The sequence below is a fragment of the Psychrobacter sp. 28M-43 genome, assembly GCF_014770435.1.
In the GTDB taxonomy this organism is placed as follows: domain Bacteria; phylum Pseudomonadota; class Gammaproteobacteria; order Pseudomonadales; family Moraxellaceae; genus Psychrobacter.
Genome location: NZ_CP061739.1, coordinates 1,756,800 through 1,777,649 on the forward strand (window position 1 = coordinate 1,756,800; position 20,850 = coordinate 1,777,649).

Annotated in this window: 21 protein-coding genes and 1 pseudogene; 14 read left to right on the forward strand and 8 right to left on the reverse strand. The window is 42.5% G+C overall.

Translation table 11 applies throughout. From position 1 onward, the window contains the following. Positions 1-155 precede the first annotated feature (155 nt). A complete protein-coding gene (ilvA, locus tag IEE84_RS07315) occupies positions 156-1,709 on the forward strand; it encodes a threonine ammonia-lyase, biosynthetic (RefSeq protein ID WP_101205019.1) in 1,554 nt (517 codons plus the stop codon). A gap of 188 nt (positions 1,710-1,897) precedes the next feature. Here ilvA and IEE84_RS13125 read toward each other — a convergent pair whose 3' ends face one another. Next, a complete protein-coding gene (locus IEE84_RS13125) occupies positions 1,898-2,119 on the reverse strand; it encodes a hypothetical protein (protein WP_224738028.1) in 222 nt (73 codons plus the stop codon). On the opposite strand from IEE84_RS13125, the pseudogene IEE84_RS13130 reads away from it, so the two are divergent. The 7 genes and pseudogenes from IEE84_RS13130 to IEE84_RS07350 all read left to right on the forward strand — a co-directional run. Next, positions 2,061-2,201: pseudogene (locus IEE84_RS13130) on the forward strand (excalibur calcium-binding domain-containing protein); the annotation flags it as partial. The gene IEE84_RS13125 and the pseudogene IEE84_RS13130 overlap by 59 nt on opposite strands. A 97-nt stretch (positions 2,202-2,298) precedes the next feature. Continuing rightward, positions 2,299-2,724: an RNA-binding S4 domain-containing protein gene (locus IEE84_RS07325; protein ID WP_191113679.1), complete on the forward strand. Its 426-nt coding sequence runs from the start codon at positions 2,299-2,301 to the stop codon at positions 2,722-2,724. Positions 2,725-2,931: 207 nt separating this feature from the next. After that, positions 2,932-3,429: a low molecular weight protein-tyrosine-phosphatase gene (locus IEE84_RS07330; RefSeq protein ID WP_191113680.1), complete on the forward strand. Its 498-nt coding sequence runs from the start codon at positions 2,932-2,934 to the stop codon at positions 3,427-3,429. 315 nt (positions 3,430-3,744) lie between these two features. Continuing rightward, positions 3,745-4,785, forward strand: coding sequence for a UDP-N-acetylmuramate dehydrogenase (gene murB / locus IEE84_RS07335; protein WP_267443141.1), 1,041 nt, complete (start codon positions 3,745-3,747; stop codon positions 4,783-4,785). 49 nt (positions 4,786-4,834) lie between these two features. Next, on the forward strand, positions 4,835-5,563 hold the full coding sequence (locus IEE84_RS07340) for a YdcF family protein (protein ID WP_224737680.1): 729 nt from the start codon (positions 4,835-4,837) through the stop codon (positions 5,561-5,563). A gap of 115 nt (positions 5,564-5,678) precedes the next feature. Beyond that, positions 5,679-5,939, forward strand: coding sequence for a cbb3-type cytochrome oxidase assembly protein CcoS (gene ccoS, locus IEE84_RS07345; RefSeq protein ID WP_191113683.1), 261 nt, complete (start codon positions 5,679-5,681; stop codon positions 5,937-5,939). Positions 5,940-6,036: 97 nt separating this feature from the next. Beyond that, a complete protein-coding gene (locus IEE84_RS07350; protein WP_191113684.1) occupies positions 6,037-6,936 on the forward strand; it encodes a sulfite exporter TauE/SafE family protein in 900 nt (299 codons plus the stop codon). A gap of 106 nt (positions 6,937-7,042) precedes the next feature. Here the strand turns inward: IEE84_RS07350 and IEE84_RS07355 are convergent, their stop codons facing one another. Beyond that, positions 7,043-8,197: a DEAD/DEAH box helicase gene (locus tag IEE84_RS07355; protein WP_102091784.1), complete on the reverse strand. Its 1,155-nt coding sequence runs from the start codon at positions 8,195-8,197 to the stop codon at positions 7,043-7,045. Between the two features lie 290 nt (positions 8,198-8,487). After that, positions 8,488-8,703, reverse strand: coding sequence for a cold-shock protein (locus IEE84_RS07360; RefSeq protein WP_057760416.1), 216 nt, complete (start codon positions 8,701-8,703; stop codon positions 8,488-8,490). A gap of 445 nt (positions 8,704-9,148) precedes the next feature. Here IEE84_RS07360 and aroQ point away from each other — a divergent pair, with 445 nt between their 5' ends. Further along, a complete protein-coding gene (gene aroQ, locus IEE84_RS07365; RefSeq protein WP_191113685.1) occupies positions 9,149-9,685 on the forward strand; it encodes a type II 3-dehydroquinate dehydratase in 537 nt (178 codons plus the stop codon). 123 nt (positions 9,686-9,808) lie between these two features. After that, complete coding sequence (locus IEE84_RS07370; protein WP_191113686.1) at positions 9,809-11,110, forward strand: ABC1 kinase family protein; 1,302 nt, start codon at positions 9,809-9,811, stop codon at positions 11,108-11,110. Positions 11,111-11,143: 33 nt separating this feature from the next. Here the strand turns inward: IEE84_RS07370 and IEE84_RS07375 are convergent, their stop codons facing one another. Beyond that, on the reverse strand, positions 11,144-11,974 hold the full coding sequence (locus IEE84_RS07375; protein WP_057760421.1) for an ion transporter: 831 nt from the start codon (positions 11,972-11,974) through the stop codon (positions 11,144-11,146). A gap of 317 nt (positions 11,975-12,291) precedes the next feature. On the opposite strand from IEE84_RS07375, the gene IEE84_RS07380 reads away from it, so the two are divergent. After that, complete coding sequence (locus IEE84_RS07380) at positions 12,292-13,041, forward strand: YebC/PmpR family DNA-binding transcriptional regulator (RefSeq protein ID WP_191113687.1); 750 nt, start codon at positions 12,292-12,294, stop codon at positions 13,039-13,041. A gap of 74 nt (positions 13,042-13,115) precedes the next feature. On the opposite strand, the gene IEE84_RS07385 is transcribed toward IEE84_RS07380, so the two are convergent. Together IEE84_RS07385 and ftsY are read right to left on the reverse strand one after the other, a co-directional pair. Beyond that, a complete protein-coding gene (locus IEE84_RS07385) occupies positions 13,116-13,682 on the reverse strand; it encodes a methylated-DNA--[protein]-cysteine S-methyltransferase (RefSeq protein ID WP_191113688.1) in 567 nt (188 codons plus the stop codon). A 54-nt stretch (positions 13,683-13,736) separates the two neighbouring features. Continuing rightward, on the reverse strand, positions 13,737-14,648 hold the full coding sequence (gene ftsY / locus IEE84_RS07390; protein ID WP_227526712.1) for a signal recognition particle-docking protein FtsY: 912 nt from the start codon (positions 14,646-14,648) through the stop codon (positions 13,737-13,739). Positions 14,649-15,410: 762 nt separating this feature from the next. On the opposite strand from ftsY, the gene IEE84_RS07395 reads away from it, so the two are divergent. From IEE84_RS07395 to IEE84_RS07405, 3 genes are all read left to right on the forward strand, one after another. Then, positions 15,411-15,557 (forward strand): hypothetical protein, encoded by a 147-nt coding sequence (locus IEE84_RS07395; RefSeq protein WP_191113690.1) that lies wholly within the window; start codon positions 15,411-15,413, stop codon positions 15,555-15,557. 65 nt (positions 15,558-15,622) lie between these two features. After that, positions 15,623-17,119: a M16 family metallopeptidase gene (locus IEE84_RS07400; RefSeq protein ID WP_191113691.1), complete on the forward strand. Its 1,497-nt coding sequence runs from the start codon at positions 15,623-15,625 to the stop codon at positions 17,117-17,119. Positions 17,120-17,186: 67 nt separating this feature from the next. Continuing rightward, positions 17,187-18,764, forward strand: coding sequence for a M16 family metallopeptidase (locus IEE84_RS07405; protein WP_191113692.1), 1,578 nt, complete (start codon positions 17,187-17,189; stop codon positions 18,762-18,764). 150 nt (positions 18,765-18,914) lie between these two features. On the opposite strand, the gene IEE84_RS07410 is transcribed toward IEE84_RS07405, so the two are convergent. Both IEE84_RS07410 and IEE84_RS07415 read right to left on the reverse strand, forming a co-directional pair. After that, positions 18,915-19,490 (reverse strand): hypothetical protein, encoded by a 576-nt coding sequence (locus IEE84_RS07410; protein WP_191113693.1) that lies wholly within the window; start codon positions 19,488-19,490, stop codon positions 18,915-18,917. A 266-nt stretch (positions 19,491-19,756) separates the two neighbouring features. Further along, positions 19,757-20,704, reverse strand: a complete 948-nt coding sequence (locus IEE84_RS07415) for a D-Ala-D-Ala carboxypeptidase family metallohydrolase (protein ID WP_191113694.1) — start codon at positions 20,702-20,704, stop codon at positions 19,757-19,759. Between the last annotated feature and the right edge of the window lie 146 nt (positions 20,705-20,850).

Below are 20,850 nucleotides of genomic sequence, written 5' to 3' on the forward strand. Positions count from 1 at the left end.
CTTAGGCAAATACCTGCACTTCATGTAAATTCAAGCACGAAATCCCAAGAAAACTGCAATTGAGTCTTGCAAGATACTAAAAATCGGCATAGGCTAATCTATTTCATTTTTATATTCATCTACACTTTTTATATTCACTCTGTTTAGGGATTACTATGCTGTCACACTGGGTACGAGCCATCTTACAAGCCACCGTCTATGACGTTGCTATTCAAACACCACTTGAAACGGCGCCCAAGCTGACCCAACGTTTTGCCAATGACATTAGATTTAAGCGTGAAGACTTACAACCGGTCAAATCATTTAAATTGCGCGGTGCCTATAACCGTATCAGTCAGTTGAGCGATGAGCAAAAAGCGCGCGGCGTCATCTGTGCGTCAGCAGGTAATCATGCGCAAGGCGTGGCGTACTCTGCACGCAAATTATCACTAAATAACATCATCGTCATGCCAACCACGACTCCTGATATCAAAGTGGATGCGGTAAGAGCACTTGGTGGCAATGTAGATCTGCACGGTGATAGCTTTGATCAAGCAAACCGTTACGCAATTGACCGCGCTGAACGCGAAGGACTGACCTTTATTCCACCTTATGACGATGAACTGGTCATCGCAGGACAAGGTACCATCGGTCTTGAGCTGACCCAGCAGTGGCGTAACATGGACTATGTATTCGTTGCCGTTGGTGGTGGCGGCCTAATCTCTGGTGTAGCCGCATTCTTAGGCGAAGTTGCACCACATGTAAAAGTGATTGCGGTAGAAGCTGAGCAGTCAGCTTGTCTAAAAGCGGCGCTTGAAACAGGTGAACGTGTCAAGCTCGAGCAAGTAGGATTGTTCGTCGATGGCGTGGCAGTCGCACAGATTGGCGAATTACCTTTTGACGTCGTCCGTACACAAAAGAGCGATAACTCAGGCCCTATCGTTGAGCCTGAAGTGATCACTTGTACCAATGATGAAGTGTGTGCGGCTGTCAAAGATATCTTTGAAGAGAATCGCAGCATCGTTGAACCTGCTGGCGCACTGTCAGTCGCTGGCATGAAAAAGTATATCGAAGCCAATAATATTCAAGATAAAAACTGCGTCGGTATCATTTGCGGTGCCAATATGAATTTTGACCGCTTGCGTTATATCGCTGAGCGTACTGAAATTGGTGAGAAAAAAGAAGCCATCTTTGGGGTTACTATTCCTGAACAAACAGGCGCTTTCTTGAACTTCTGTCGCAGTCTACATGGCCGTAATATCACAGAGTTTAACTACCGTGCCGACAGCAAAAAGTCACCAGACTCAATGGAACCTGCCTCAATCTTCGTCGGTATTGCTTTAAAAGAAGGTGAAAAAGAGCGTCAAACCATCAGTAACCAATTGTCAGACGATGGCTACACTGCTCACGACCTGACTGATGATGATATCGCCAAATCACATATCCGTCATTTGATCGGTGGTCATGCTCATGTCGAAAACGAGCAATTGCTACAAGTGGTATTCCCAGAACGTCCAGGCGCATTGCTAACGTTCTTAGAAAAATTGGGTGATGACTTCAATATTACTTTATTCCATTACCGCAACCATGGTGCCGCTGAAGGTCGTGTACTGGTTGGCCTGCAAGCCTCTGAAGGCAATTCTCGTCAGTTACAAGACGCACTTTTAGATATTGGTTATGACTGTGCCACGGTCAATGACAACATTGGCTATCAGTTGTTTTTGAGATAGTAAAAATAGACGTAATATTTCTTATCTAATGGCAGTTTTTAAGTCGATTGAAAACTGCCATTTTTATATTAATAATGATTATGAGCTGGCAGGTATGGCACAGTGATAAACAAAGTATTAGTGATATTGACCTGTCTGATTTTCGTGCTTATAGGTTATAGAGTCCTTCAACCTAAAAACACGGTACATCAGCCTGCAACCAATGCAGCAGCAGATATCCTAACGCAACCTACTCTTACCTCTACTGACGTTGATAATATTGATGATATAGCGCCAACATACGTTGATTTAGGTACCACTTCAACATCAGTACCAACTGTAACCCCAGCCTTATCCACACAACCAGCCTCAAGCTTTTCATGTGACGGCAGAACACATTGCTCACAAATGACATCCTGTGCAGAAGCCACTTATTTCACAAACTACTGTCCTAATACCAAAATGGATGGTAACCACGATGGTGTACCTTGTGAACAACAATGGTGCAACTAACTACAGTCATCAAATTTATTTGCAAATATCAAAGTTGCCCTAATATTGTTTATATAAAACTATGATTTAATATAAAAACGAATGCAGAGTGATTCTTATGAAGAAAAATGCTAATGCTGATAATAACCAAGGCTTAGTGAAAATCCGTCTCGATAAATGGCTATGGGCAGCTAGGTTTTATCGTACACGCACCCTTGCCAAACAAGCGATTGAAAGTGGACGCGTACACTATGCCGGTAGCCGGGTAAAAACCAGTAAAGAGATTTCAGTCGGAGATGAGCTAACCATTCGTCAAGGCTCAGCGACCGCTATGACTGAAAAGACTGTCGTTGTTGAGGCGCTATCTGCACAGCGTGGCAATGCGACTGCCGCTGAGGTACTATATTCAGAGACAAAAGAGAGCGAGACGCGCCGTGCTTACTATGCCGAACAGCGCAAACTGGCCAACCTTGCTCGTCCTGATAACAAGCCCAACAAAAAAGAGCGACGCGATCTACAGCGTTTTAAAAGTAATCAAGATTAAAACCGTTTCACTATCTCGCATTTTGGCCATGCATCATATGGCCAAAGCTTCATTGTTAAATGACGCTATTGTTTAGTCTCTATCCTTGCCATTCCAAGCATTAAGCGTTACGCTAGCAGCTGATTCAATCGATTGCATGCTAATAAAAGCCGCATTAACAATGCCGGTCTCTTATAGCATGTTTTTTTTGTTATAGAAGGTCATATTATGCTGATGAAAGCCTGTACTCCCTCGTCTGTATTATTGGTATGTTTGGGAAATATCTGCCGCTCCCCTACTGCTGAAGAAGTTTTTCGTCAGCAAGCAGCGATTGCTGGACTATCCATAAAAGTAGACTCAGCAGGCACCAGTGATTGGCACGTTGGCAGTGCGCCTGATGCTCGCTCACAACGTCATGCTAAATCACACGGCTATAAAATTAATAAGCTGGTCGCTCGTCAAGTCAGTGCCAATGACTTTCGTGATTTTGATTTAATCTTAGCCATGGATTCACAGAATTTAGCTGATCTACAAGCTATCAAAGACAGCATTGCAGAGTCAGAAGATAGTTTGGCAACACTAGCCCTATTCAGTGAAGAAGACCCTACCTATTGCGGCAGTGATGTGCCAGATCCCTATAAGGGCGATAACGATGATTTTGAAGAGGTGATCGAGCGTATCGAGTCAAGCGCCCAAGCTTGGATAGAAAGCTGGAAAGCCTGCTAGCCATACCGTCTATATTTCTGCTACTCTTGCATCCGGTATCCTCTATAATATGGTTAAGCTTCTACAAAAGAGCTACAGCGTTAACCTCGCTTGAAGTATCACAGTTACATCTGCACTCAGTTGCCTTGTATCTCTTTTAAATTGAAACAACTATAACTACCTTATTACTTATTATCCTTTTGCCACATAGGCTATGTTATGACCCAAGCTGCACGCCTTGACCACAGTACTCAGTCTACCATCAGCTCTGATGTTTCGAATGTTTCATCGACTGCCGTAGTCAATGATTCAATCGACTTGTCATATGACAATACTATGGCATTGGCCTGTGTTGCTGACTCTGTCGTGACGTTAGAAAATGAGGCGCAGCTTGATGACTTTATGGCAGCTTATATAGAGGATACAGCAGACAAGCTACCACTGTTTGTACTGTCTGGCGGTAGTAATGTCTTATTGCCTGCCGCTTTGAAAGCCATAGTATTACAGCCAAAGATGCGTGGTATTAATCTGACCGAACAAACTGACGATTATGTTGATATCGAGGTAATGGCTGGCGAGAACTGGCATGATTTGGTCGTTCATACGGTCAATCAAGGTTGGTATGGGTTAGAAAATCTTGCACTAATACCAGGTCTAACTGGCGCGGCACCCATACAAAATATCGGTGCATACGGCGTACAATTAGAAGACCGCTTACAGTATGTACGCGCCTATCATTTGCCGACACAAACTTGGCACCATTTATCAGCTGCTGATTGCCAATTTGGCTATCGTGACAGTATCTTTAAACGTACGCCAAACACATGGCTTATTAGTCGTGTAGGTTTCAGATTACATACTGATTCTGCCAATATTTTAGCCAGTTACGGCGATGTACAGACTGTGGCGCAGCGCTATGCGGAGCAACAAGGGCGCGAGCAAGCAATGCCTGCTGACGTTATGCAAGCTATTATAGATATTAGACAACAAAAGCTGCCAGACCCTAAGCAGCTACCTAATTGTGGCAGTTTTTTTCAAAATCCTATTATCGCTCAGGAGCAATTCACGGCGCTGCAAGTAACTTATCCAGCTATCGTTGGTTATGCGATGCCTGATGCAATGGTAAAGGTGGCTGCAGGGTGGCTCATTGAACAAGCGGGATTAAAAGGCGGCGGTATTGCACCTATTTTTACTCATAAGCAGCAAGCACTAGTACTGACCAACCATACGCCTCAACAAGCCACACAAGAGGATGTAGCTATAGCGCAAAAACATATCGCTGCTACTGTCTATGAAAAATTTGCCATTCAATTGTCACGTGAGCCAGTCTGGGTAAATGCTGATGGCTCAATTGGATATGCTGAGCATGTGGCCTAAAAAATCATGGTCTAAGCGGCTATTATCTAAACGATTATGGCGATATTACTTGCGATTTTCTGAACGCATGGTGACGCTTTTTCGCATTATCAATATTACTTTTATACTAGGCTCCACGTCTGTCATTTTAGTGATTATCAGCCTATTTACCCCGCTGTTTTCGCAAGCAATCGTTTATATCTTTTCCCTATTGCCGCTACCTGACATGCCTGCTGCTGCCATGAGCTCACCGCCTACTGCCTATGTAGTCTTAGGCGGCGGTCTGACCAATGACCACAACAACCAAATTATCTTGAATCGCTATAGTCTCAATCGTGCCCGTACCGCTGCAGGTGCTTACCATGACTTACCCCTACCGATCGTACTGAGTGGTGCTGAAGCTCCATGGCTCGGTCAATGGTTGATGGAACATGGTATCGATGGACTGATCAGTGAAAATGCCAGCATGAATACATGTGAAAACGCCCGTTTTACGGCCAAACGTATTCCGCTACGCCATGTATATCTGATTACTGATAGCTATCATATGGCACGTGCACGTAGACAGTTTGCTTTAAATGGTATCAATAGCACACCACTCCCTGCGCCACTGCCAGTTAGACGCGACTGGATGAAGCCTGCGCACAACTTAAGTCACTCACGGCGCGCTGTCTATGAGGTCGCAGCCTACCTGCGCGATGTGATACGTCCACAGATGGACTGCCGCCATGCCAATGATGTGACTTCACAGCAGCTATTGACCCCAAGAGGCAGTGTTGCAAAAAACTCTGACGAATAAACGTTAAAGATGTATACGATACTATTGAGAGACTCGTTCTAAATGCTACCGATCATCCACTACATCTGTGATGGGTGTATAATAACAAGAGACACTGCTATTTAAGAGATTTGCCATGCTCAGTATATTTTTATTAATTCCATTAAGTCTCATGCTGTTTGTGGTTGCTATTTGGGCAGTGCGTTATGCGGTCAAGTCAAATCAATTCGAAGATCTGGACAATGCATCACAGCGTATTATATTGGATGACCGTCAAGAACGCCGCCAAACCATACAAGCTCATGAACGCTCAGCACCTACCCAGAAAAAATATGAAACAGTGGCAACTGATGGAAAAAATGATAATTCTGAGATAGATAAAAACTCAGAAGTCTAATTTATCTACCTTATAAATGCGTAATTTATTGGTGCCGTTTTATCAAACAGTTCAGCACTAGCAAGTTCGCACTTTACCATTCTTAGGAGACGCATTCATGACCATCGCTTTACTTGTGGCGGCATTACTAATGGGATTCTTTGGTTCACCGCATTGTTTAGGCATGTGTGGCGGTCTTGTGACCGCGTTTGGTCTGTCTATGAAGGATGTTAGCCCCGCCAAACGCCGTGCTTTGGTAGCCACTTACCATCTTGGGCGTTTAACGAGTTACGCATTATTGGGTTTAATCGCAGGGCTTATCGGTATTACCGTATTAAAGCCATTGATGATGGGTAATAGTACACCGCGTATTTTATTGGGATTGGTACTGGTATTCGTCGGTGTGACGATGCTTGGTGCGCCGTTTTTGACTAAGCTTGAACGTTTTGGTATGCGATTTTGGCAGTATCTTAGTCCATTGCGCCAAAAGGTATTTCCACTCAATACTTTTCCGCGCGCCCTAACAGCAGGTTTGCTTTGGGGCTTTTTGCCTTGTGGTTTGGTATATGGCGCTCTACTGATTGCGGTCGTTGCTCATAATCCACTAAGCGGTGCTGCGTTGATGTTTGTCTTTGGTCTAGGAACCATACCGATGTTGGTTGCGACGCACGAAACGGTCGGTTGGCTACGTGATAAGATCGGACGTTTTCGCTTAAGACAGTTAAACGGTGCGGTTATGGTAATATCAGGTTTGGCAGTAGCGGTCGTGCCGATGGTCATGGCAAATATGCATGGCAGCCATGGTGAGATGAATCATGGTAGCCACACTGCTATGATGTCTGATATGGGCTCTCATGATATGAGCCAAATGAATCATGATATGGATATGGCAGCAGACATGGATCATAACATGCAAAATATGGACAACCATATGGACCATAGCATGCATGACACGAGTGATGAATCAATGGACATGAATCACCATGAGCATACTGAGATGATGGAACACGCTCAATAAAATCATCTAAACAGATACTATTAACACTTAGCATATAAAAAAGCCCTCAATACCATTTTCGATATTGAGGGCTTTTGCTTGTTGAATAATGCTCAGTTTATAGCAATTATTCCTGCCATTGCTCAAGCGTAAACTTGGTTTCTAAATGCTTCTCTAATGCCGGTATATTAAAGGCATCATCCTCACTCACAAAGCTGATGCTAATACCTGTCTGTCCTGCACGGCCCGTACGACCGATACGGTGTACATAATCATCTGGCTGGTCAGGCAAAGTGAAGTTGACCACATGACTGATATCATCGACATGGATACCGCGCCCTGCTACATCTGTCGCCACCAAAATAGATGCATGACCATCTTTGAAACGCTGTAAGTATTTCTCACGTTTTTGCTGAATGACATCACCTGAGAGCATCACAATATTATGCGCTTGACGCAGTTTGTGATATAGACGCTTTACTTGGTCTTTACGGTTGGCAAAGACGATGACCTTTTCTACTGCTTCATCACTGATAATACGCTGTAGGGCGTCTAGCTTTTGATCTTCTGTCAGCAAATAAAAATGCTGATCTACTAACTCGCTGGTCTTGTGTTCAGGCTCAATTTCAACAAACTGAGGCTCATGTAACCAACGGTAGGCCAAATTCATAACATCTTGGTTAAAGGTTGCAGAAAACAGTAAGCTTTGACGATCCGTATTGGCAGGCATTCGACCAACTAGGCGTTTGATATCAGGAATAAACCCCATATCTAGCATACGATCGGCTTCATCGAGTACCAGCACCTCTACTCTATCTAGATACACCATGCCTTTATTAGCAAGGTCAATTAGACGGCCAGGCGTCGCTACCAAGATATCAACGTATTGACGTTCAAGCTCGTGCTGCTGAGTTTCATAGTTAGTACCGCCCATAATACAGACGCTATGTAGCGAGGTATATTTGGTTAATGCAATACAGTCATCAAATATTTGCTGAGCCAGTTCGCGAGTTGGCGCCATGACCACAGCGCGCGGCTCACCAAGATAGCGCTCTTCGTCGTTGGTAAATGGACGCTTAAGCAAGGCTTCCATAATAGTCAGTAGAAAAGTCGCTGTTTTACCTGTGCCCGTTTGTGCCTGTCCAATAGCATCTTGATGTGCCAATGTATGCGGTAGTATCTTTGCTTGAATGGGCGTCAATTCAGTAAAGCCTAGATCACTTACTGCACGCAGGGTCGCTGTTGAAAGTGGCAAATCAGTAAACGTTGTAAAATTGCTCAAAAAAATATCCTTTTAAATGAATTACTTGTATTTTATTAATTATAAATAGGCTCACAATGAACCTTTATAGTGTCGAGTGTAGTGTTTAAACCGTGAGCAGTAAGAGTAGATTTATCAAGTCTGCAAACTACCATCAGACATATAGGCATAAAAAAAGCCAAGCCCGAATCCAACCCTACCAAATATGCTGCAGTTCACTCAACATAGGTAAGATAAGATGGGCTTGACTCAGTAGTATATCAGTAGTTTGTACAGACATTATAACTAAACCGCTTTAATGTCTGGGTAAATTACTCTTCTATCTTTCTGACTTCTTCAGCTTGCAGACCTTTGTCACCTTCTACTACGCTGAACTCAACTTTTTCGCCATCTTTTAGAGAACGATAGCCATCACCCTGAATCGCGCGGAAATGGACAAAAATATCTTCTCCGCTGTCACGTTGAATGAAACCAAAGCCTTTTGAGTCATTAAACCACTTAACGATACCTTGCTCACGAGCTGACATAATATTACTTCCTAAAAAAGTCCGCTTAGCCCTAGCTTCCTTTGCGACATTGCATATAAACAGGGTCTAAGATTATGAAATCAAAAATTAAGAGTATTACTACTCTACTTACCATCATCTATGTAGTACTTTAATTACCTACATAGTATTTCCATAACAAATTCGCCAAACGCACTTATCGTCATGAAATTTGATGATAGCAACAAACTTGCAATATTTATTGCATAAAAAATATCATAGCACGGGTTTTTAGCAACATAAAGACTTTTAATATGCTTTTTAATATCTAAATAATTTTTTAGACAAATTTTTATAACCTAGCTATCAAGCTGTTATGATAAAGAGCAAAATGCGTTGAAGCTGGTTTAGTCCGGTGACCCGCACCTTAGATTATTCATATATTATAATAAATTATTAATATCGCTCAATAGTTACCGAGACCATTATGACCTCCTTTACTCCATCAAAAACAGCCGAACAATCGACTAACGAAAATTCAAATCAAATATTGACTCATAAATTACTACTAGTAAATGGGGTAAATCTAAATTTACTAGGTAAGAGGGAACCGCACATTTATGGTCATACGACACTTGCTGATATAGAAAAGCAACTAGTTGAGCACGCCGCTCGCCACGGTGTAGAGTTAATATGTATACAGTCCAACCATGAAGGTAAGCTAGTAGACGACATTCAGCATCATGGATTATTGGCGGATAAGTCTGCCCAAGTTGATGCTATTATTATTAATCCAGCTGCATTTACGCATACTTCAGTGGCTTTGCGCGACGCGCTATTGGCCACCCAAAAACCATTTATAGAAGTACATTTATCCAATGTTCATGCCCGTGAGCCTTTCCGCCATCATTCATATCTAAGTGATATTGCAGTCGGAGTTATTTGCGGCTTGGGACAATTGGGTTATCAAATGGCGCTTGATTACTGGTTGAGCAATATGTATGCAGTTGACACAAACAAATGATATGACGGCGCTTACTTTTTTATAAATGATTACTCGCGTCTTCACACATTAGTCAAACAGTAATCTTGCAATTAAAATAATAGAATTACGACTGAGCAAACAACCCATTATACGGTGACATGAATGGCAAAATCGTCCGGAAAACGCTTTATGAAACTCGCTGGCATGACAGCGAGTATTGCTGGCAAAGCCGCCAAAAACTCATTTAAGCATCTCTCAAGTGACGAAGAAAAACGTCTGCAAGCTCGCTCAGACCTGATGCAAGACGTGGGCGTTCAAATTGCCGAGACATTGGGTGAGATGAAAGGCGCGGTAATGAAGGTCGGACAGATTGCTTCACAATATAAGGATGTTTTCCCGCCTGAGGTTGCGTCAGCACTCGAAAAGCTACAGAAAGATGCGCCGCCAATGCCGTATGCGCAGATACAAGCCCAAGTTGAACGTGAATTGAAAGCGCCTATTTTAGAATTATTCAGCGAGTTTGAAGAGACACCTTTTGCCGCAGCATCTATTGGACAAGTGCACAAAGCGACGTTGCCATCGGGTCAAAAAGTAGTGGTCAAAGTCCAGTATCCTGATGTCGATGAAAACTGTGATAGCGATCTCAAACAAGTACGTATGGCATTAAAAATCGCTGGCGTGCTCAATATGAGTAAACAATTACAAGAGCAGCTTTTTAATGAGATTCGCCAGAGCTTGCATGATGAATTGGACTATGTCAAAGAAGCTCATAACTTACGCGTGTTTGGTGCTTTTCATGCAGAAGATGAAGGCCTTATTATTCCCAAAGTGATTAGCAGCCATTCTTCTAGACGGATTTTAACGCTGACCGAAGAGATGGGAGAGACATTGACTGTCGCCGCGACGTGGGACAATGACGTCAAACAAAAAATAGCAGAGCGTCTGTTTCATTTTACCGCAGGGCAGCTGTTTGGGTTGTACCGTATGCACTGCGACCCTCATCCAGGTAACTTTGCGTTCCGTCATGACGGCAGTGTCGTGGCATATGATTTTGGGGGTATCCGCAGTTATAGTGATAGCGAAGTGCAGCTATTTAAACGCTTTGTCAAACATGCGCTAAGAGGTGACGTTACTGCACTTGAGCAAGATTTGATTGCCCTAGATATTCGCCGCGAAGATGACAAAAACATCCCTGGTGATTTTTATGAAAAGTGGCTATCTATCGGACTCAAACCTTTATCCATTAGCCCCTATCAAGAAGGCGAATTTGATTTTGGCAGTAGCCAAGTCCATCACGAGGCCATTGCACAGATGCGTACATCTTTAAAGTACTTTGGTCAGTTTCAACCCTCAGCTACCACTATGATGCTAGACCGTACTGTATCAGGACAGTACTGGAATCTGGTCAATCTAGGCGTCGAGATCGACCTGTCACCACTGGTTGATGAATATATCGATGCGTAGTAGGTATATTGACTGCCACGATTAAATCTATCTTTAGATATGTAGCGCATGTCCACAACGATCGCAAAAGTCTGCCCCTACTGCATGGCCGAATTTACCACAGTTTGGACAAGTCACTGGGTTCAACTGTGGACGCATGTTACGCGCTAACTCTGACGTAAAAATACCTGTTGGTACCGCAATAATCGAATAACCCGTGATCATGACCATGGTTGCAATTGCTTGGCCAAGCGGTGTTTTGGGTGACATGTCACCGTAGCCTACTGTCGTCATGGTGACAACTGCCCAGTAAATAGACAATGGAATACTGGTAAATCCATTTTCCGGCCCTTCTACCACATAAATAATTGAACCAAAGATGGTTACTAACAATACAAGCGATAGGAAGAAAACCGTGATTTTCTGCTGACTGGTTTTTAATGCAGACGCTAAAAACCCAGCCTGCTGCATATAGGCCTTGAGCTTAAGAACGCGGAACACACGTAAAATACGTAATACCCGTATCACGAGTAGATACTGCACGCCCACAAACATGAGGCTCAAATAACTTGGCAATACAGACAGTAAGTCTACTATCCCAAAGAAACTAAAAGCATAGCGTAAGCGGTTGGGTGCTGAAAATAGCCTTAACGCATACTCAATGGTAAACAAAATGGTAAAAAACCACTCTGCATAAAAGAACAACGTGCCATACTGCAAACGCATATATAGCACACTATCAAGCATGACGACGGCCACACTGGCTAAAATTGCAATCAGCAATACAATATCAAAGAGCTTACCCAGACGAGTATCTGTGCCTTCAATAATGATATGCGTACGGTTACGCAAGTGTGTAAGAGCTTCGGCGGTTGGTTGCTTCATAGAATCAGTACTTTATAAAATCAATGGCTTGATAGCACGCAATGACTTAAAATGTGATGGATAAGGGCAAGTTGGTCAAAATAGCTAAAACTGGTTTATAATATCGCTCACCTATCACAGTGAATACAATCTATAAGTTGCCACAGTGTAGCAAAAAAGCACTCTCAACAACATACAAATCGTTAACGTGCCAGTAGCGCTACTACCTCAAATAGACAAAGTAATGATAGTATAAAATCAGGCAATCAGATACCGAAGGTTGTTGTTAATCACTTTTTTTACCCATAAAAATAGTACGTAGAACTTAAGGATGTTATATGGCAGGCCATTCAAAATGGGCAAATATTAAACACCGTAAAGCCCGTCAGGATGCAGTAAGGGGTAAGATATTTACCAAGATTATTCGCGAAATCGTTTCAGCTGCCAAACAAGGCGATCCCGATCCTGACAAAAACCCACGCTTACGTGCCGTTATCGAAAAAGCCCTATCCGTCAATATGACGCGCGACACAATTAATCGTGCTGTCGACCGTGGTACAGGTGGCGGCGATAATGAAAACATGGAAGAAGTCAGTTATGAGGGTTATGGTGTTGGTGGTGTGGCTGTATTGGTCGAAACCATGACGGATAATCTTAACCGTACGGTCAGTGAAGTACGTCATGCTTTTACCAAAAATGATGGTAATCTTGGCACATCAGGTTCAGTGGCGTATCTATTCACTAAACGTGGCGAAATCACTTTTAACGATGTTAGTTTAGAAGATGAGGTCATGCTCGTTGCACTAGATGCGGGCGCCGTTGATATCGAAAATGATGGTGAAAGCTTGCTCGTTATCACTGAATGGGAAAGTTTCGGTCAAGTTCAAGATGCCCTTAATGCGGCCGGTCTGATTTCTGACAACGCCGAGGTCACTATGTCACCATCTACCACGGCTGAGATCGACAATGTCGATGATGCTGAAAAGATCATGAAGATGATTGATATGCTAGAAGATGCTGATGATGTACAAGAAGTTTATACTAACGTGAACTTCTCTGCTGAGGTCATGGCTCAGCTTGAAGCATAAACTTATTAATTGTTCAGTAAAAAGGGCCAGATGCTAAAAGTATTTGGCCCTTTTTTATTAAGATAGATTTAGTTTTACGTCCAACTTCCTTCTAATGCTAGTAAATACTCTTTTTTATCTAGCCCGCCTGTATAGCCACCGAGCTTACCGTCGCTTGCAATCACTCGATGACAAGGCACGATAATGCTAAAAGGATTTTTTCCATTGGCCTGCGCAACCGCACGGAATCCCTTTGGACTGTTGACACGCTGCGCGAGTGTGGCATAGCTGATGGTTTCGCCATACTCAATACCTTGTAGTGCCTGCCATACTCTTTGCTGGAACTCAGTACCCATAGAGAAGTCTAAAGGCAAATCCAATGTCTTACGTTTACCATCAGCATAGTCTTTAAGTTGAAAAATCGTTTCTATTAATAACGCTTGAGCAGGTTCATTCATGCTTAGGCTATTTTTATCTATAAAGGTAAAGTCTTCATCTGTCAGACCATAGTACTTTTTAAGTTTAGGTACAGATTTTGAGCTATGCCATGAGTTACCTGCCAGCAGCCAGTTGGCTTCAACGAGCATAGGCTGACCATGTTCATTGATACGAGCAATCAGTGTTAATAGATGTGACCCAAAGGATGCTGTGGTAACTATCATAGCGTCTACTTCCCTATTCTTTTAAAAATGATTTACCAGATAAAACTGGCTATCTTATTCTTTATCGTCGGTCTCGAACAAAGCGGCGACAAATTGCTTCGGACTAAAAGAACGCAAGTCGTCAATCGACTCACCCACACCGATATAGCGGATAGGCACATCTGTCGTTTCGGCAATATTAAATACCACGCCACCTTTAGCAGTACCATCTAACTTAGTAATGGTGATGCCTGTCAGCGGCACAACTTTATTAAACAGTTCAACTTGGTTGATAGCATTTTGACCCGTGCCAGCATCCAGTACAATCATACCTTCATGCGGGGCACTTGGATCCGCTTTACGCATGACACGTACGACCTTCTCTAACTCTGCCATCAAATGTGTCTTGTTTTGCAGACGTCCCGCAGTATCAGCGATGAGCACATCGATATTTTTTGCTTTGGCTGATTGCATCGCATCAAAAATGACAGAAGCGCTGTCAGAACCATGACCTTGCGCCACTACTGGAATATGATTGCGCTCACCCCAAATCTGTAGCTGCTCAGTAGCTGCCGCACGGAATGTATCACCCGCTGCCAGCATGACTGACTTACCCTCACCTTGTAGACGCTTGGCAAGCTTACCAATCGTTGTGGTTTTCCCTACGCCATTGACACCTACTACCAATATAACAAACGGCTTTTTGCTAGTATCAATCACCAATGGCTCAACTTTTGGCGTTAGGATATCAACCAGTTCACTTTGCAATGCTTTATATAAAGAATGAGCATAGATCAAGTCACCACGATCTGTCTGCTCGGTGAGGCTCTTGATGATACGGTTCGTCGCGTTGACGCCAATATCGGCTACCAATAGCTGATCTTCGACTTCTTCTAATAGCTCGTCATCAATCTCTTTACCACCGATTAAGATACTGACCATGCCTTCAGCTAAGTTTTTGCGTGACTTACTGAGGCCCGTTTTCATACGGTTAAACCAGCTGCCCTTTTTCTTATTTTCTTTTGTCTCTTGTGACTCTGTAGCAGGCTCTTTAATAGTAGCTACCTGTGCGTCACTGTCAGCCACTGGGTTTACACTTGGCGTATCACCCAATTGCTCCTGCAATGGCATAGCAGGAATAGTCGACGCAGTATTAGTTTGACTTGTAGCGGCTGTCTCTGTAGCGCTTGAAAAGCTTTCAGAATTACCTTTAGGGACGTTATGCTCTTCTGTCATAACAATTGGCGTCGCCAAAGCAATATTATCCGCAGCATCATTACTAGAGACGTCTTGGTTTACCGTACTATCCTTTTGTGAAGCAATACTCTCTGTTTCATCAATAATGGGCACAGATTGCACCGGTAGACTGGGTAAGGTAATATCATCGTCATCTAAGTCATCAAGACCCGCATCAAGGTTAATGACTACGCGGTTGCTGTTGTTTGGGTTGTTCATAAGTTTGCCCTAAAAGTTATCACGATCAATTATTTGTTTATTGTTAATGGATTTATAGGTTGTCATCTGGCTACGAGCGACATGACGCTTAATTTTGACCTATTTTAACATAATTCAAGTCATGCTCAGCCCTTACCCTATTAGACTATTGTCAAAATTTATCTGTTTAAAAAATCACTCAATGATTTGAGAAAGTTTTGCTTAAGGTTTGGACACAAAATTCTGACCTGTTACTTGTCAGACTTCGCCTACTCTACCAAGACTTATTCGATAAATACTTATTAGGAATCCGTTATGTCATTATTCTCTAAGCACTATAAGAAAATTAGCATCAGTGTGGCGGTTTTATTAACGACGACTATATTGGTGACCGGTTGCACCACGACGCAAGAGTTTAGACCGACTGCTAGCGTTATGGTTGGTGCTCAGACCTCTTTGTAATGCCATTTATTACTATGATTAGCATTTAATTCTTCAGTTATTATTTTATATAAGTAGACCATACCATGTCATTGTCTTTACCTCTAGCAGCTGCGCCATTACGCATTGCTTGTGCCTTAGCAGTAGCAGCGTCACTTACTGCGTGTCAAACCAACACGGTGCCTACTAATTCTGCAACTGCGACAAGCTCAACCGTAACCGATAGCTTGGCTCAAAACATATCAGATGAAAATAAAACGAGTAAAGACACACAGTCGTCTGAGTTGACAATGGACATGTCAGGTCGACATGAATATCAGTTAAAAAATGGTCTAAAAGTCGTCATAAAAGAAGACCACCGTGCCCCTGTCGCTATGACACAAATCTGGTACCGAGTGGGCTCGGCAGATGAGCCTCTTGATAAAGGCGGTATCTCTCATTTACTCGAGCACATGATGTTTAAAGGCACGACCAATGTCTCTAGTGATGATTATGAGCGACTAATTGCTAAGTTTGGCGGCGTCAACAATGCCTTTACCAGCTATGACTATACCGGATACTACGAGCTATTCCCTGCCAATCGTATGCCGTTAGCGCTAGAGCTTGAAGCAGATCGCATGAAAAACCTTATATTCGATGACAAAGAATTTGCCAAAGAGCATCAAGTGGTCATGGAAGAGCGTCGCCAACGTACTGACGACAATCCGCTTGCCAAAGCGTATGAGTCATTTCGTCTGCTAGCTTTGCCTGACAGCCCAAAAGGCGAATCTGTCATTGGGCCTATGAACGAGCTAGAATCGATTAAACTTTCAGATTTAAAAGACTGGTATAAGACATGGTATGCACCAAATAATACAACGTTAGTCATCGTCGGTGACGTGCAACCACAAGAAGTACTTACTCAAGTCAAACGTTACTTTGGTGATTTAGAAAAAAGCAACCTACCCAAACGTACCTCTGTAACTCAAAAAGGCTTCCGTGGTTATCAAAAGGTAGACTCTGAGCAAGCCGTACAAGTGCCCGTTCTACTGATGGGTTACAACGTGCCAAGCCTTGCCACGACAGGCTCAAACAATGAAAAACAAGCTTACGCCCTGTCACTTGCGCAAGATGTGCTCGATGGCGGCTTATCTGCACGCTTAGAGAGTCGACTGATACGTGAGCAAGGTCTTCTAACCACAGTTGGTACTTCTTACGACTTGTTAGATCGCGGCGATGGGCTGTTTTTAATACAAGCAACACCTCGTGAAGGCGTCAGCTTAGAGCAAGCACAACAAGCCATAACTTCAGAAATAGAAAAGCTAAAAACCGATCCTATTGCCAATGACGAGATTAGTCGCGCCAAGACCAATACGGTTACTGGTTTGATTTATGCGCAAGACAGCATGGAAGGACAAGCACGTATGATAGGCTCGTTACAATCTATCGGTCTAGATGATAGATTACTTTCTAAGTTACCAGCTAAGCTCGATGGTATCAGTGTGGCTGATATTCAGGCTGCCAGTAAAAAATATTTGGTCAAGGACAACTTAACGGTGATGCATGTCGTGCCACCTAAAGACAATAAAACCCCAGCGAAATAGTCGCTATCTATTATCAAACATCTCATAAAAATGGCCATAACACCGTATTCTTAATAAGAAGAAACTCATGATTCAGAATAAATACGACTCTAAAGCAAAACAAGAATCTTTTAAGGATGCTTCATCTTCTATAAGAAGCACCATCGCATCTAAAAAGCGATCCTACCTCAGTGCTAGCGTAATTTTTGCTTTTAGCGTCTTGGCTACTACTACGCAGGCTAATACAACGACTGCTGAAGATTACCGCTCACCTGCTGCAGTCGATGCAAGTGCGCCAATTGCTGCCTTATCTAAGCTAACCAGCTTAGACGATGACAAACCTTTAAAAGTCACCGTACCGACCATTCAACAGTTTAAGACCAAGTCTGGCGTACCTGTTATGTTTGTACAAACGACCACCTTGCCAATCGTCGATGTTGATTTGCGTTTTAATGCTGGTAGCGCGCGTGATGGTAGTATCAAAAAGGATGGTTTTGGTATTGCGAATATGACAGCGACGATGCTCGAACAGGGCTCAAAAAGCCTAGATGAAAACGCATTTACACGTGCAGTGGAAACGTTGGGCATCAATCTAAGCAGTAGCGCCTATAAGGATATGTTCATCGTTTCACTACGTAGCTTATCCGATGACAAGCATCTCCTGCCAGCCATTGATTTAATGACACAGATGGTGAGTGAGCCTACGTTTGACGAGCAAGTTCTAGCACGCAATAAAGCAAGACTGTTGGTAGGCCTGCAGCAACAAAAACAAGATCCTAATAGCTTAGCAAGTATCGCTTTCAATGATGCTTTGTACGGTACTCACCCTTACGCGCATCCATCAGTCGGCACACTAGAAAGCGTTCCTACGATTGAGAAACAGCAACTGATAGACTTTAAAAATAAATATCTAGTGGCAGCAAATGCATCTGTTGCTATGACAGGCAACCTAACATTAGACCAAGCCAAAAAACTGGCAGAAGACATCACTGCTAAATTGCCTACTGGCCAAGCTGCCACTGATTTACCTGAGCCGAAACCACTTACTCAAGCGCAGCATGTTCATATTCCATTCCCAAGCACTCAAACCACTGTCCTTATGGGACAATTGGGTAGCAAACGAGCTACCGACCCAATAGCACAGCAGCAGCAGACCAACTTTGCTGTTGGAAACGAAGTCATGGCAGGCAGTGATTTTAATGCACGGCTAATGACGGAGGTGAGACAAAACCTTGGCTATACTTATGGAATCTCAGGATCGATGAATCCAATGCTCTCTCGAGGCCCCTACCAAATTGGTTTTTCGACACGTAATGACAGGGCGCGTGCAGCTATTGATGCAAGCTTAGCGGTTATTAACGAGACACTGGACAAAGGTATCACCAATGAGGAGATGCGCTTAACTACAGATAATTTGAAAAATAGCTTTCCAATGGGATTTGCGAGCAATGCAGGTATTAATGGCTTACTCGGAATGATGAACTTTTACCAATTACCGAATAATTACTTAGCTGACTATACCAATCGCATTGATCAAGTCACACTTTCAGAGGTCAATCAAACCATGCGAGATACGCTAAAGCCTGATAACTTTTTAATAGTTACGGTTGGGCAAGAAGATCCGTGGAAAGAAAAGCAAGCGGTAAAGAAAACCAGTAAGAAATAAATCGCTAAGAAGTAGTTTAGAAAAAATAAGGCTCATTAATTTTGTGGACGTATTATAAGTGGTAAAGAATACTGCTTATAATATGTCCATTTAAATATTTAGATTACTATGATTTCTAAATAAGAAGCAGAACATTCTTAATACTTAGTATTAGGAATGCTTGGCGTCAGAAATTTTTAGTGCAACATCATAGACAAAATGCTCAGGCTTATGGGTGGCCCCGTTATAGCTCAGACGGATAACGTGCTTATCATAAGACGTCACTTTATAATTACCATTGGCAAAGTTGTGTAGCGTTGGCACAATTAATAGCGCTTCTATTTGACGGTTATCTACTTTAACATTGAGGCGCTGACCCTCTCGCGGATATAAAAAATAATCACAGTAGTCATTTACCATGACCTCTGATATACGTTCAATAACCTGATTACCCGTTTCTTCTTGAATTAATTTTGGACAGACATCAGAGCGCTTAGATGCCAAACGAGCATAAGAGTTCTTGATACTATCTTCTATCTCTTTAGAGCTTTGTACATGTCTATCAGACTTATCCGTCACTATCATATTATTTTCAGAGGACATCTCTGTACTACACGCACTAATCAATAATACCGACATAAGTGCAGAAGTAAACAAAACGCCATACTTATAGTTCGAGTGCAAAAAACTTTGCTTCTCGTTATTTAATTTATGATAGCTTTTCATTGTCGAGCGCTGATTTTTCATAGTTTTCGCTTAAAGTAAATTTGGTGGTTTTCTTTATGAGCCATGAAAATATAAAGGCGATTGATAACACATATTATTAAAGCATAGTCTTTAAAGACTAAACAAATTTTTAATGAACTCATGCGTCTATCCTATGAATCCTACCAAATAATTACAAAATTATTATTTTTAGTAAACACCGGAATAGTATATATAAAAATGAATATATATAGCGTTATCTCGGCTAACTTTATATTCATTTGAACTTTCGATTCTTGATAAATCAATTAATAGCGGCAAGAAGAGGAACTACTAGCGTGATTGAATCCCCATTTGCGATAACCATCAGTATCTAAATGAATAGCCCCTGTCGCATATAATCCTAAGCCAAAGTTATAAGGCTGTCCTTGATACTGCCAAAACTGACATAAGCCATCATGCATGGTACTCAAGCGCCATAAATTGTCTTCGTACTCAGGTACCCAGATATCGATAGCACTTGCATTCATATGCTTACTACCATCTGCCCCGCCTGCACAATCATTCAAACCCGGGTTACGATATACCGAACGTATCTCACTGCTGAGTGGTAAAATACCTTGGTTTTTCAACTCACTATAAAGGCGCAATGTTGGTACAATGTTAGACCATAGCTCTTGAGGTGGCAATTGATACGGCTCATACCCGCATTTACTCCAGCTACGGGCAGTCGTCAGCAGTTGAGACAATGGCGGTACATTCTGTGACCCGACTCGTGCGCTGAGATAGCGTTCGTACTCTGCTACTTGTCTGGCACGATAACTATTGCTATTTGACCATGCTTTAAAGTCCATACTCATAGAATCGTTATAAGCACCATTATAGGTGTTGTTTGCTGTACTATAAGTAGCACCGCGTCTTACTACATTCACACGTTTGTTTTCTTCAATGGACAACCTAGCATCAATCTCGAAATCACGCTGTTTTTGCACAATCAAGTTTTGCATACTGTCGCCATTTGATGCATTCGCACCACTCAACATGGTGACACCAGGACGCTGATTTGAGCTGTTAGTAGATGGCGTTATATACGCATTACTGTTATTGCTTGTACTGCTACTTTGACGTATTTGAATACGGCGCTCACTATCGTCGCTGATAATAACGGCATGAGCACTGACACTGCCAGCACATAGGATAAGGGTGATAATAGGTTGGCAAATTTGCCTATACGCATGGATTTTTGATTTTATCATTGCAAGAAACTACCGCTAAAAACGTTTTATCGATACTATCAAATTTTCAACAAGCAGGCTAAACTATCGCTTCTAATTTGAAGTCCAATATTGATAATTAACACTTATCCTTACAACTTTTATAATTGAGTGACTTTATTATTATT

Bases quoted from the DNA above. Each gene is read 5' to 3' on its own strand.
- ftsY (WP_227526712.1), bottom strand. From the start codon at position 14,648: ATGAAAACGGGCCTCAGTAAGTCACGCAAAAACTTAGCTGAAGGCATG.
- IEE84_RS07405 (WP_191113692.1), top strand. From the start codon at position 17,187: ATGATTCAGAATAAATACGACTCTAAAGCAAAACAAGAATCTTTTAAG.
- IEE84_RS07360 (WP_057760416.1), bottom strand. From the start codon at position 8,703: ATGTCAGCTCGTGAGCAAGGTATCGTTAAGTGGTTTAATGACTCAAAA.
- ilvA (WP_101205019.1), top strand. From the start codon at position 156: ATGCTGTCACACTGGGTACGAGCCATCTTACAAGCCACCGTCTATGAC.
- IEE84_RS07350 (WP_191113684.1), top strand. From the start codon at position 6,037: ATGACCATCGCTTTACTTGTGGCGGCATTACTAATGGGATTCTTTGGT.
- IEE84_RS07410 (WP_191113693.1), bottom strand. From the start codon at position 19,490: ATGAAAAATCAGCGCTCGACAATGAAAAGCTATCATAAATTAAATAAC.
- IEE84_RS07380 (WP_191113687.1), top strand. From the start codon at position 12,292: ATGGCAGGCCATTCAAAATGGGCAAATATTAAACACCGTAAAGCCCGT.
- aroQ (WP_191113685.1), top strand. From the start codon at position 9,149: ATGACCTCCTTTACTCCATCAAAAACAGCCGAACAATCGACTAACGAA.
- murB (WP_267443141.1), top strand. From the start codon at position 3,745: ATGGCATTGGCCTGTGTTGCTGACTCTGTCGTGACGTTAGAAAATGAG.
- IEE84_RS07330 (WP_191113680.1), top strand. From the start codon at position 2,932: ATGCTGATGAAAGCCTGTACTCCCTCGTCTGTATTATTGGTATGTTTG.
- IEE84_RS07375 (WP_057760421.1), bottom strand. From the start codon at position 11,974: ATGAAGCAACCAACCGCCGAAGCTCTTACACACTTGCGTAACCGTACG.
- IEE84_RS07385 (WP_191113688.1), bottom strand. From the start codon at position 13,682: ATGATAGTTACCACAGCATCCTTTGGGTCACATCTATTAACACTGATT.
- ccoS (WP_191113683.1), top strand. From the start codon at position 5,679: ATGCTCAGTATATTTTTATTAATTCCATTAAGTCTCATGCTGTTTGTG.
- IEE84_RS07370 (WP_191113686.1), top strand. From the start codon at position 9,809: ATGGCAAAATCGTCCGGAAAACGCTTTATGAAACTCGCTGGCATGACA.
- IEE84_RS07325 (WP_191113679.1), top strand. From the start codon at position 2,299: ATGAAGAAAAATGCTAATGCTGATAATAACCAAGGCTTAGTGAAAATC.
- IEE84_RS07395 (WP_191113690.1), top strand. From the start codon at position 15,411: ATGTCATTATTCTCTAAGCACTATAAGAAAATTAGCATCAGTGTGGCG.
- IEE84_RS07400 (WP_191113691.1), top strand. From the start codon at position 15,623: ATGTCATTGTCTTTACCTCTAGCAGCTGCGCCATTACGCATTGCTTGT.
- IEE84_RS07415 (WP_191113694.1), bottom strand. From the start codon at position 20,704: ATGATAAAATCAAAAATCCATGCGTATAGGCAAATTTGCCAACCTATT.